General features: G+C 45.2%; 11 protein-coding genes. 2 read left to right on the top strand and 9 right to left on the bottom strand.

What is annotated here, in order from left to right:
- Window positions 1–2: 2 nt before the first annotated feature.
- The 9 genes from AOC33_RS04485 to apbC form a co-directional block, all read right to left on the bottom strand.
- On the bottom strand, window positions 3–236 hold the full coding sequence (locus AOC33_RS04485; protein WP_089515356.1) for a hypothetical protein: 234 nt from the start codon (window positions 234–236) through the stop codon (window positions 3–5).
- Window positions 233–862 (bottom strand): formate dehydrogenase FDH3 subunit beta, encoded by a 630-nt coding sequence (gene fdh3B, locus AOC33_RS04480; protein WP_089515355.1) that lies wholly within the window; start codon window positions 860–862, stop codon window positions 233–235. Before fdh3B ends, AOC33_RS04485 begins: the two co-directional genes overlap by 4 nt.
- A 25-nt stretch (window positions 863–887) precedes the next feature.
- Window positions 888–3,809, bottom strand: coding sequence for a formate dehydrogenase subunit alpha (locus AOC33_RS04475; protein ID WP_245835616.1), 2,922 nt, complete (start codon window positions 3,807–3,809; stop codon window positions 888–890).
- A gap of 110 nt (window positions 3,810–3,919) precedes the next feature.
- Window positions 3,920–4,117 carry a formate dehydrogenase gene (locus AOC33_RS09080; protein ID WP_143744015.1) on the bottom strand — a complete coding sequence of 66 codons (198 nt, stop codon included), beginning with the start codon at window positions 4,115–4,117 and terminating at the stop codon, window positions 3,920–3,922.
- A gap of 215 nt (window positions 4,118–4,332) precedes the next feature.
- Entirely contained in the window at window positions 4,333–4,989 is a 657-nt protein-coding gene (locus tag AOC33_RS04465) for a TorD/DmsD family molecular chaperone (RefSeq protein WP_089515353.1), read from the bottom strand.
- Entirely contained in the window at window positions 4,989–7,061 is a 2,073-nt protein-coding gene (locus AOC33_RS04460) for a 4Fe-4S dicluster domain-containing protein (RefSeq protein ID WP_245835587.1), read from the bottom strand. Before AOC33_RS04460 ends, AOC33_RS04465 begins: the two co-directional genes overlap by 1 nt.
- Before the next feature lie 119 nt (window positions 7,062–7,180).
- A complete protein-coding gene (locus AOC33_RS04455) occupies window positions 7,181–7,882 on the bottom strand; it encodes a DUF3306 domain-containing protein (RefSeq protein WP_089515351.1) in 702 nt (233 codons plus the stop codon).
- Entirely contained in the window at window positions 7,882–8,403 is a 522-nt protein-coding gene (locus AOC33_RS04450; protein WP_089515350.1) for a DUF3305 domain-containing protein, read from the bottom strand. Before AOC33_RS04450 ends, AOC33_RS04455 begins: the two co-directional genes overlap by 1 nt.
- Before the next feature lie 3 nt (window positions 8,404–8,406).
- Complete coding sequence (apbC, locus tag AOC33_RS04445) at window positions 8,407–9,495, bottom strand: iron-sulfur cluster carrier protein ApbC (protein ID WP_089515349.1); 1,089 nt, start codon at window positions 9,493–9,495, stop codon at window positions 8,407–8,409.
- A 62-nt stretch (window positions 9,496–9,557) separates the two neighbouring features.
- Here apbC and metG point away from each other — a divergent pair, with 62 nt between their 5' ends.
- Together metG and AOC33_RS04435 are read left to right on the top strand one after the other, a co-directional pair.
- Window positions 9,558–11,225, top strand: a complete 1,668-nt coding sequence (gene metG / locus AOC33_RS04440; RefSeq protein ID WP_089515348.1) for a methionine--tRNA ligase — start codon at window positions 9,558–9,560, stop codon at window positions 11,223–11,225.
- Window positions 11,225–12,949, top strand: a complete 1,725-nt coding sequence (locus tag AOC33_RS04435) for a SulP family inorganic anion transporter (protein WP_089515347.1) — start codon at window positions 11,225–11,227, stop codon at window positions 12,947–12,949. The genes metG and AOC33_RS04435 overlap by 1 nt, the downstream gene beginning before the upstream one ends.
- The last annotated feature ends 11 nt before the right edge of the window (window positions 12,950–12,960 follow it).

Below are 12,960 nucleotides of genomic sequence, written 5' to 3'. Positions count from 1 at the left end.
ACTTACTTAGCTTTAACGTAATCGTCTTGACCTTGACTGCGAGTCTTAAGTTGCTTTTCCCAAGTAACCTGATCGCCCGAAGTCCAACCTTTTTCAACATACTTGTTGTCAGCAGCTACATAGGCTTTTTCATCACCTTTTTTAGCTGCAACAACAGTCTGAGGGACTTCAGAACATGCCCCAAGCGTGAATGTTGTTGCGATCAAAGCTGCAGTTAAAGAAATTCTTTTAATCATGATTTTTTTCCTGGAGCTTGTTGTGGTTTACCGTAAGCAGTACCCCAACCAAATACGTTGGCGCCAGCTGCTTTACCATTTGATTGACGCTTAACAACACGATTGCGGAAAATATCTGCAACCACATCGCCATCACCACCAATCAAAGCTTTGGTAGAACACATCTCAGCACAGGCTGGTAACTTACCTTCTGATAGGCGGTTACGTCCGTACTTCTCAAACTCTGCTTGAGTACCGTTCTTCTCAGGACCACCAGCACAGAATGTGCACTTGTCCATTTTTCCACGTAGGCCAAATGTGCCAGCGCTTGGGAACTGTGGCGCGCCGAATGGGCATGCATATGAACAGTAGCCGCAACCGATACAGATATCTTTATCGTGAAGCACTACACCTTCATCAGTTCTGTAGAAGCAATCTACTGGACATACAGCCATACATGGTGCATCTGAACAATGCATACATGCTACTGAGATTGATTTTTCTGCGCCAATCACACCATCGTTAATTGTTACAACACGACGGCGATTAACGCCCCAAGGTACCTCATGCTCATTCTTACACGCTGTTACACAACCATTACACTCAATGCAGCGCTCTGAATCGCAGATAAATTTCATTCTTGCCATTATCGTCTCCTAAATTCCGCCGCTATTAAGCGAACTTCTCAATCTGACAAATTGTTGTCTTGGTTTCCTGCATCATGGTCACAATGTCGTAACCATATGTTGTTGCAGTGTTAACAGCTTCACCACGTACGATCGGTGCAGCACCTTTTGGATAAGCATCCAATATATCTTTACCTTGCCACCATCCAGAGAAGTGGAACGGTATGAATGCCGTATCTGCAGCAACACGCTCTGTCACCAAAGCTTTCACCTTGATCTTCGCGCCGGTTGGAGATTTAACCCAAACATACTCACCGTTACGAATACCGCGCTTGTTAGCAGCTGCCGGATTGATCTCTACAAAGTTATCTTGTTGCAATTCAGCCAACCATGGGTTTGCACGAGTCTCTTCACCACCACCCTCGTACTCCACCAAACGACCAGAGGTAAGGATGATTGGGAACTTCTCATGCATCTTGTCAGCAATATTCTTCTCTTGAACAGACTTGTAAAGAATTGGAAGACGCCATGCAGTCTTTCTATCATCATGCGTTGGGTACTTCGCCATCAAGTCAGGACGTGTGCCATACAAAGGCTCACGGTGCTGTGGAATTGGATCAGGGAAGTTCCAAACAACTGCACGAGCCTTCGCGTTACCAAATGGATGGCAACCGTGGTTCTTCATGATCACACGTATCAAACCACCAGAAACGTCAGTCTTCCAGTTCTTACCTTCAGCAGCTTTTTTCTCTGCATCAGTCAACTCATCCCACCAGCCAAGTTTCTTCACAAGTGCATGATCAAACTCTGGGTAACCAGTTTTGATGTCAGCGCCCTTGGAGTGAGAACCGTTTTCAGCCAATAGTGTCTTACCGTCTCTTTCAACACCAAAGTTTGCACGGAAGTTACCGCCACCATCCATCACGTGCTTGCTGGTGTCATAAAGATTTGGACTACCTGGGTGCTTCATCTCAGGTGTACCGTAGCAAGGCCATGGCAAACCGAAATAATCACCAGTTGTATCGTAACCAGTCACTGGATCTTTACCACCCTTAGACTTCAATGTCTTCACATCAAACACGTGCATCATGCGCATGTGAGCTTTTAGACGCTCTGGTGAGTGCCCTGTGTAACCAATTGTCCATACTGCCTTGTTGATTTCACGCAAGATGGATTCAACTTCTGGTTCTTTCCACTCTTTACCAGCGTACTTGCTCTTCAACATCTTGTAGTTCTTAGACAACTCATTGCCAAATCCAAGCTTGTCAGCCATCGCTTGCATGATCACGTGGTCAGGCACTGACTCCCATAACGGATCAATCACTTTTTCACGCCATTGGACTGAACGGTTAGACGCAGTTGCTGAACCAACAGTTTCAAACTGTGTGCAAGCAGGTAACAAATAAACTGCACGGTCTTTGTTAACCTGAGCACCGTCTACTTGCATTGCAGCCATCGCAGCAGTTGCACTTGGATATGGATCAACCACAACCAACAACTCTAACTTGTCCATGGCTTTCTTCATGTCAAGACCGCGAGTTTGTGAGTTCGGAGCATGGCCCCAGAAGAACACACCCTTCACGTTATTGTCTTGATCGATGAGTTCATTCTTCTCAAGCACAGCATCCACCCAACGTGAAACTGTTGTACCTGATTTCTCCATCATGTTTGGAGAAAACTGAGATTTGATCCACTCGTAGTCAACATCCCAAACGCCAGCGTAATGTTTCCATGAACCTGCTGCTAAACCATAGTAGCCTGGCAATGAATCTGGGTTAGGACCTACGTCAGTAGCACCTTGAACGTTATCGTGACCGCGGAAAATGTTTGTACCGCCGCCCGTCTTACCTACGTTACCTAATGCCAATTGCAAGATACATGAGGCACGAACCATCGCGTTACCGATGGTGTGCTGAGTTTGACCCATACACCAAACGATTGTTCCTGGACGGTTCTCATGTAGCGTCTTAGCAACTTGGAATACTTGAGCTTCAGTTGCACCGCAAGCTTCTTCAACTTTTGCTGGTGTCCACTTTTCAAGCACATCCTTCTTAACATCTTCCATGCCGTAAACACGGTCGTTAAGATATTTCTTATCTTCCCAACCATTTTTGAAGATGTGATGAAGCACACCAAACAAGAATGGAATGTCTGAACCAGAACGAATGCGCACGTATTGATCAGCTTTAGCAGCAGTACGTGTGTAACGTGGATCAACCACAATCATTTTGCAACCAGCTTCCTTAGCGTGCAACATGTGCAACATAGAAACTGGGTGAGCTTCAGCAGCATTTGAACCAATGTAGATAGCAGCTTTAGAGTTCTGCATATCGTTATAGCTGTTGGTCATCGCGCCATAACCCCAAGTATTCGCTACACCAGCCACTGTTGTTGAGTGACAGATACGCGCTTGGTGGTCAGTGTTGTTTGTACCAAAGAAAGAAACAAACTTACGTAGCAAGTAGGCTTGCTCGTTGTTGTACTTTGATGAACCGATGAAGAACAATGAATCTGGACCTGAAGTCTTCTTCAAACTCTTCATTTTTGCTGTGATTTCGTCAAGCGCTTGATCCCAGCTGATTTTCTCGTACTTGCCATTCACAAGCTTCATTGGGTACTTCAAGCGGAACTCACCGTGACCGTGTTCACGAATCGCCGCACCCTTGGCGCAGTGTGCGCCCAAGTTGATCGGTGAATCAAACACTGGCTCTTGACGAGTCCAAACGCCGTTTTCAACTACTGCATCAATGGCACAGCCAACTGAACAGTGTGTACACACAGTACGTTTAACTTCAATCTTGCCCTTGCCGTCTAGCTTTGCTGCTGCAGAAGCTTTGGCTTTTTGCACCAAGGTTAGTTGTGATGCGGCTAGACCCACACCTACACCAACGCCTGAGCGCTTAAGGAATGTACGACGATCCATCATTGGGATCGCGGATTGCAAACTGCGCGCTAAGCTACCGACCATTTGGGCGGAGTGACGTGAAGCAGCAACTGCTTGTTGTGATGTTTTACGAATCAGACTCATGGATAGACCCTCAAAGATTCAAGAGAAATAAAAAAACACTCGTTTAAAAATTAAACGAGTGTAGTTTTGTAATATTTACGGACATGATCAGAAAGCTTGTAACCCTTGCTATCTTCAATCATGGTAGAGGCTTGTTCAGCGATGGCTGTTCCCAATGGTGTTTGAGACACAACAGCTACTGCGCCTGCAGTAACACCTGCTGTAACAAAGAATTTTCTGCGCGAATCTTTGTGTTTGTTTTCACTCATAACTATCTCCTATTAATTCTTAACAATCTGCCACTAAATTACAAAAGTAACACTTGCATTTATGGTCTAACTATAAACGTTTATTATTTTTTTTGCACACGACAAACCAAATACTTGACTAGGGGTTTCCCTAACTCAAAAGGCTTGCTGATTCTTAATCGGCAAGCCTTTTTCCAATAATGCTTAGGTAAAAAGTAGATTGATTTTTTATAGCGTTATTCGACCATGTCCATGGCATAAGCCTCGACCTCAAAAAAGGCTTTAGCCAACATGGCAACTGACTTGTAATGATTGGCCATGGGGTGTACTTCTGTTGCATCGCACAATTCCTGCACCCAAGAACGCAAATGTTCATCAAAAAACTTTTTCTGTTGCGTCAAGTTAGCAATTGCCAAATCATCACCGGCGATCAAATAGCGCATCACCTCACACAAGGAGGCAATGTGATCTTCACTCTCCGTGATATTTTCAGCAGCTTCCAAGCCTAACTCTTTAAGAGAGTCACGCAAGCGTACCAATGGTTTTTCATTCAAAAAGCCTGATTGGTAATAAGAACCGTATAAAAAGACTTCAGGTTTACCGATACCAATAAAGAGCTCTTGATATTCATCTGCCCATTCTTGAGCAGTCGAGGATGAAGCAACTCTGACCAATTCATCCCAGGCTTGAGTCAAGGCTGCGCTGTCAGGCGCCTCGGATCCAGTGCCATAGGCAGCAGATGCGGCAATACGGTGCAATAAGTCATCGTCTGGTGCTTGATAAAAAAGTGTTGCCAACAGGCCATAAAGGTCTGCGCGAGCAACGTCTTCCTCTAATCCATCTGCACTTAAAGCAGTGACTTCTTCATCTAATTTTTTTTCCATATCACTCATCAGACCACATCGTTATCGTTAGGTTTATTCATCATGTCAACCACTCGGCAGTCACTGCACATCTTGAGACGCTCAGTGGCAGCGCCCGAGAAGGCTGCGTGCAAAGACAACTTACCAACCATCAATTCAACCATCTTCAAAGTACCAAATGCTTTGCCACAACTGACGCAGTGGAAAGGTTTTGTTTCATTGAGAACCACTGTTTTTTTTCTGATCTCAGTGGTTTGCAAACGCGGCGCTAATGTCAAAGCATTTTCTGGACACGTTTGAACACACAAACCGCATTGCACGCAGTTGCGCTCAATCATCGATAACTGAGGCGCATCTGGGTTATCTCGCAAAGCACTTTCAGGGCAGGCGCCCACACAAGACATGCACAAAGTACAAGCATCTTTATTGACAAGCACACCACCAATTGGAGAGCCTGTTGCTAGAGTCAGAGGCTTCTCAGCAGTGACCTTGATAGAACCGTGCAACATCAAATGCTCTAAAGCAGCTTCTAATGTTTCACGCTTCTCATTGGCAAAAGCAAAAGTTGCTGCTGGACATAACGCTGCTTTTGCTGGCAAGGCCACAAATTGTTTTTCCAATGCTTGAGCACTGTCAGCTTGCAAGAGAACAATGCTGTCTTTGGCGTAACCCAAACCTTCAAGCATGGATTGCGCAACAGTCACCTGTGTTGTTAATGCTTGCTGATATTCAGGCGCTTCTTCACCGCTCAATAAAATAGCCACTTGAGCAAAACCATGAGCCAAACTACCCAACCACAAGTCCATACCAGTTGATGCACTGTGATGCAAACCAAATGGAATTAAATGCGCGGGCATGCCCTTGAAATTAGCTTTATCAGTGGCTGCAAGTCGACCCAAAGACTGAATCAACTCTTGACCCTTACCATTGCTGTGCAATAACAAGCTAGGCGCAAGTTTTGCACCAGCAGCTTGATAAGCCTTGGCCATCACTTTGACCTGCTGACCTTGATAAGGAACGCTTGGATAGTTATAACGCATCGCACCAGATGGGCACACCGTCGCACAAGCTCCGCAACCCATACAAAGATTTGGATTGACCTTGACCGTGCCCTTACCATCTCTAAATTGAGATTCAATAGCCTTGGTCGAGCAAACATCCACGCAAGCAGAACAACCAACCTTACCGTTGCGACCATGAGCACATACTTTGTCGTTGTAGGCAAAAAACTTCGGCTTTTCAAATTCACCCACCATGCCCATCAATTCAGATGCAGCAATGGCTTGATCCAATGGATCTGATTTTGGAGCGTAATAACCTTGTGGTGGTTGACTCATCTTCAAGATTGGATCTTTTGATAAATCAAAAATCAAATCCCAAGAGTCCGTGCGACTTGTGTCAACACGATCAAAATTGATTGCACCAATTGCAGAGCATGCTTTCACGCAAGAGCGATGGCTCTTACATTTGTTCAAGTCAATTTGATAGCTAAGATCAATTGCATCTTCTGGGCAAGCATCCACACAAGCGCCGCACCGAGTACATAACTCTAGATCGATCGGGTTCTCTTGAGTCCACTCAACCGAAAATGCGCCAAGATAACCCTTGAGGTTTTTGATCTTGCCGCTGTAAACAGGAAAGTCACGAAGCTGCGGCAAAGAACCTTTTTCTGTGCACAGCACGCCAACGCTCATGTTTTTTGATAAACGTTCTGCCCATTGAATCGCTGCATCTCCTGGGCCAATCAGCAATACACGACCACCACTTTGATAGCTGACTGTATTCACTGAATCTGGCTCAGGCAAAGATGCCATTGCTAACAAGGCCGCGATCTTTGGCATGGCATTTTTCGCATCGGCAGACCAACCACCAGTCTCACGGATATTCACAAACTTGATTGGGGCAATCAGTGGCTTTTCTTGCTCACTGGCGACTTCATCAAACAAGCGCTTTTCTTGAGTACAAGCGAGCACAATCTCGTCCGACCCCTGAGAGGCAGCAATAAAAGTACCCACCTCTTGGCGGCACAAAGCGTTATTGAGTGAAATGTTTTTGCTGTCGACCCCCATCCCCTTAGCTATCTGAACGATATCTATGGGCATGGTTTGATTACAGCTACAAACGAGCGTCTTCTTTGTCATCCTCTGCCTTCAGCCATTTAATCAATACACCTGGCTTTTTATATTCAACAACCAGGCCTAGGCCTGGTTCGATTAACTAATTATGTTTTTGTTTGAGTCTTTACTTCTGCTTTAACCACTGGAACTTCTGTTGATTCTTGAGAATCAGTCAATTCTGGTGATTTTGCCGAATTTTCAGCATTTATAGCACTAGGGCTTACATCAGTCTCTGAATTTGCATCAGCAAGAGCTTTCTCATCTGCAGCCTCTTTGTCCTCCAAAACTTTCAAACGCTCGTAATAATCGGCTCTTTCAATTCGCTCAGCCTCTTCATCCGCCAGTTTTTCTTCATCTGTTTTAAATAAACCAAGCATTTTTGATTGATTCATTCTCTTGAGCATCTCTAGAGGAATTGGGTCAGGCTTTGAATAATCATCAATGTAAATATCTAAGCCATCCATGATGTTGTAGCGCGGATCTGAAAAGAGCTTTTGCATGGCCGCCTTTTGTACTTCAGGATCAATGCCTGGCTTGACGTATGCAGAGAAATCAGAATCTTTGGTGAGTTTAAGAACATCTTCAAGCGTTGGCGCAGCTTCCTGCGCTTGAGCCGCGGCGGCCACTGGCTCTATATTTTTTTCGGATGACTGCTCGCCCGATACTGAGTCTTTTGCATCTTTGGCAGACGTATCAGCTGATTTTTTTAATTGGGCAGGTAATTGCTTCTCAGCCAATTCTGAAGGCGATAACTCAGGCTCTGCACCTAATTTCTTTTTGGACCAACGATTTAAAAAACCAGCCATTAGCTTGCCTCATCTTTTGGTCTATGCGCACCCTTGAATGAAACGGGGCGAGCACGTTTCTTAGGCTCAGGCTTGTAGTTTTCTGTAACAAAATCAGCCAACCAAGCAGAAGTATCAGGATCCAAAGGAACATTCTCAACCGTTTCACCACCATCAAGCAAACGTCCCGCTTCGTAGTAACTGATGCTCAAGAAATGAGGGACAGCGATTGGATCGCCACCATCTGGATGATCCTCAAGACGCCACATCACAAACCATGCTGGCTTTGTCGATGTTGAATTTAAGTAATAACCTTCTGCCTCATCCTTGTATAACTGAATTTCAAAACCTGTGTAAAGCCATCGTTCGGTTTTCTCATCGCTTCGCATGCACATCGCAGGACGATCAGAAAGAATGTGATCAGGTGTTTTGTGTGCGAACTGGCCGACGTCATAAACAACTTCATCCAAAACCCAACGATAAGACTGCCATGGGTTATCCAAGAAGTCTTTGCGCATCACGACGGCAAGTTTTAGCTTCATGATTTAGGTGTTCTGCACAACAATGCTAGGGAACTTACTACTCATATCCTTAGACATCTCAGCCACTTGAATCGCGATCTTGCGCGCGATTCCTTTGTAGATGGCGCTGATGGCGCCATCAGGATCAGCCACCACCGTTGGACGACCAGAATCAGCTTGTTCACGGATCGACAAGTTCAAAGGCAAACTGCCTAAGAAATCAACGCCGTAGTCCGTACACATTTTTTGACCACCGCCTTGACCAAAAATATGTTCTTGATGATCACAGTTAGGGCAGACATAAATGCTCATGTTTTCAACGATGCCAATGATCGGAATGCCGACCTTCTCAAACATCTTGAGACCCTTGCGCGCATCCAACAAAGCGATATCTTGAGGCGTTGTCACAATCACAGCCCCAGTGACTGGCACTTTTTGAGACAAGGTCAATTGAATGTCGCCTGTGCCTGGTGGCATGTCAACAATCAAATAATCCACATCACGCCAATTGGTTTGACGAAGTAACTGCTCAAGCGCCGATGTGACCATCGGACCACGCCAAACCATCGGACTATCTGGATCAATCAAAAAGCCAATCGAACTTGCTTGTAAGCCATGGCCTTCCATCGGTTCAATGGTGTTCTCAGCAATTGATTCAGGGCGGCCAGTGATACCTAACATCATTGGCTGACTTGGGCCATAGATGTCAGCGTCCAAAATACCCACTGTGGCGCCCTCTGCAGCCAAGGCCAGCGCTAAGTTAACAGCCGTGGTGGATTTACCCACACCACCCTTACCGCTTGATACTGCGATGATATTTTTTACATTCGGAAGCAACTTAACGCCGCGCTGAACGGTGTGAGCCACAATGCTCATGGTCACATTGGTGCTGACGTTTTTAACCCCAGGAACCTCGCGCAAGGCGGTAATAACCAACTTTCTTATAAGGTCAATCTGACTCTTGGCTGGATAGGCCAAAACCACATCCAAACTCACATCTGAGCCATCAACCTTGATATTTTTAGCAGATTTAGAAGAAATCAAATCTTTGCCAGTATTAGGATCTATAACGCTTTTAAGCGCATTTTGTATGTTTTCTACCGTTACCGTCACTCTTATCTCCTAGTGCTTTTTTTGTTTTTTCAACTCTCAACTATATCCGCAGACTAAAATCCATGCCTATGCGCCAAATTTTAGTCACTTCAGCCCTCCCTTATGCCAATGGTCAAATTCATATTGGTCACTTGGTGGAATACATTCAAACCGATATTTGGGTGCGCTTCCAAAGAATGCGTGGACACGAAGTTCACTACGTAGGCGCAGATGATACGCATGGTACTCCGATCATGTTGCGCGCCGAGAAAGAAGGCATCACGCCCAAAGAGCTGATTGCCAATGTTTGGAAAGAACATAAAAGAGATTTTGATAATTTCTTGGTCTCTTTTGATAACTACTACTCAACAGACAGCGCCGAAAACAAAATACTTTCAGAAGAAATCTATATCAAGCTGCGTGATGCTGGTTTGATTGAGAAGCGCGCCATTGAGCAAGCCTATGATCCCGTCAAAGAAATGTTCTTGCCAGATCGCTTCATCAAAGGTGAGTGCCCCAAGTGTGGCGCCAAAGATCAATATGGTGATTCTTGCGAAAAGTGTGGCGCGACTTACGCCCCTACAGATTTAAAGAACCCATTCTCAGTTGTGAGCGGTGCAACACCGATTCGCAAAGTATCCGATCACTATTTCTTCAAGTTATCTGACCCGCGTTGCGAAAAGTTTTTAAGAGATTGGACTCAAGTAAAAACCCCTTTGCAAGCTGAAGCTCGCAACAAAATGAAAGAATGGGTAGGTGAGCCAGGTGAGAGCCAATTAGGTGATTGGGATATTTCTAGAGATGCCCCCTACTTTGGCTTTGAGATTCCAGATGCCCCAGGCAAGTATTTCTATGTGTGGCTAGATGCACCGATTGGCTACTACGCGAGCTTTTTGAATCTCTGCCAACAAAAAGGTCTGGACTTTAACGAATGGACCAAACCAGACACGACCACTGAACAGTATCACTTCATTGGTAAAGATATTTTGTACTTCCATACTTTGTTCTGGCCAGCGACTTTGCATTTCTCTGGCTACCGCACACCTACCAATGTTTTTGCTCATGGCTTCTTAACGGTTGATGGCGAAAAGATGAGCAAGTCACGCGGCACTTTCATCACCGCCCACAGCGTGATTGAATGTGGCTTAAATCCTGAGTGGTTGCGCTATTACTTTGCAGCTAAGTTGAATGCCAGCATGGAAGATTTGGACTTGAATTTACAAGACTTCACTGCGCGCGTGAACAGTGACTTATTAGGCAAATACATCAACATCGCCAGTCGCAGCGCAGGCTTCTTGGTCAAACGCTTTGGTGGCATCGTTGATGATGCAGCCATGAGCCATCCATTACTGGGTCAGTTGGCCGATGCCAAAGATGAAATCGCAGATTTGTACGAAACTCGTGAATACGCAAAAGCTTTGCGTCGCGTGATGGAATTGGCTGACTTAGTCAACGGATTTGTTGACAGTAACAAGCCATGGGAAATCGCTAAAGATCCTAGCAAAGAACAAGAACTACAAACCATCTGCAGCATCACATTGGAAGCGTTCAGACGCTTGACCTTGTACCTCAAACCCGTGGTTCCCAATGTGGCTGCGGGTGTTGAGAAATTCTTCAACATATCACCAATGTCTTGGGAAGATGTGAACAAATCTCTATCCTCTAAGCAAGCGATCAATCCTTATCAGCACTTGATGACTCGCATTGATCCCGTGATGATAGAAAAACTCATAGAAGCCAATCAACAATAATGAACTTAGCGCGTTTTCGACCCAAAATCGTCAACGCCGCTAAAGGCTACAACAGCCAAATATTTATCAGCGATTTAAGCAGTGGCATCACGGTTGGTGTCATTGCCCTCCCCTTAGCGATTGCATTTGCGATTGCATCCGGACTCAAACCTGAGGCCGGCTTGATCTCTGCGGTCATTGGTGGCTTTTTAATTTCAGTCTTTGGTGGCAGCAAAGTTCAAATTGGTGGCCCTGCAGGCGCCTTTGTTGTGATTGTTTACGCGATCGTTGAACGCTATGGCGTAGCCAACTTGATAGTTTCGACATTCTTTGCCGGAGTTTTGTTGTTCACCATGGGCTTGTTTCGGGTGGGTAATTTAATTCGCTTCATACCTGTGGCGATCATCATTGGCTTCACCAGCGGGATTGCAGTATTAATCGGTCTATCTCAAATCAAAGATGCGCTTGGTTTACAAATTGAGAAATTACCTGCTGATTTTTTCTCTCAAATTCATGCGTTTTATCAATACGCCAACACCGCCAACCTGTTCGCGTTTCTGATTGCTTTGAGCACTCTGGCTTTGATCATTCTGTGGCCCAAAGTCAGCGGCTTAGTGGCCCGCGTTTGGCAACCTATCAGCTTTGTTCCGGGCATCATCGTCGCTCTGCTGCTGATCACCATCATGGTTTACCTATTGGATATACCTGTGGAAACCATTGGTAGTCGCTTTGGTGAATTGCCCAATCAAATACCCAGCCCCAAGATGCCAGCCTTGAATTGGGAAACAGCCAAACAACTTTTTGCACCTACGCTCACCATTGCCATTCTTGGCGCAATTGAATCTTTACTCTGTGCACGAGTTGGAGATACCTTGAGTGATGATAAGCATGACCCCAATCAAGAATTGATGGGGCAAGGCATTGCGAACATGGTGGTGCCATTCTTTGGCGGACTTCCGGTCACAGGAACCATTGCCAGAACTGCGACAAACGCCAAGGCAGGTGCAAAAACACCGGTGTCTGGCGTGATTCATGCGGTGGTGATTTTATTGATCATGATCATTGCGGCACCCTTTGCAAGCCATATTCCTATGCCCTGCTTGGCAAGCATCTTGATTTACATTGCCTGGAACATGTTTGATCGCACTGAGTTCAAGCGCTTAAAACAATTTCAGATCACCTACCAATTGATTTTGTTAGGTACATTTTTCCTAACGATTATTTTTGATCTGACTGTGGCTGTGCAAGCTGGCCTGGTTTTAGCGTGCATTTTCTTCATCTACAGAATTTCATCACTGACTCGCATTGAAAAACTAGAACTCCCAGAATCATTCACTCATAAAGATGATTTGCCAGTGAATGACTCAGTTGATTTAAAAAACACTGTTGAGGCTTATGGCATTTATGGCTCATTGTTTTTTGGGGCCATCGATAAAGTTGAAGATTTATTCAATCCTCAAGATCCAAATCGATTAAAACCAAAAGTGATCATTTTGGAAATGCATCAATTGATCAATATCGATACCAGCGGGATTGATGCATTAAAAGCACTGAATAAGTCCCTCAACAAGCATGGCGGTCAACTATTGGTCTGCTGTGCCAATAGCCAACCATCATCATTGATGATGCGCAGTGGCTTCATTGATGAGATTGGTCCAGAGAACAGTCTAGAAACCCTGGAATTGGCCTTTGAGCGAGCCAAAAAGCTGAGTGCTGAGGCCTGTAAGGTAAATGTAGGCAGTTGATTCAGCTAAAT

It is taken from the genome of Polynucleobacter cosmopolitanus (assembly GCF_002224225.1).
Classification (GTDB): Bacteria; Pseudomonadota; Gammaproteobacteria; order Burkholderiales; family Burkholderiaceae; genus Polynucleobacter; species Polynucleobacter cosmopolitanus.
Note: the sequence above shows the minus strand (reverse complement) of the source record. Positions and strands in the feature narration are given on the sequence as shown.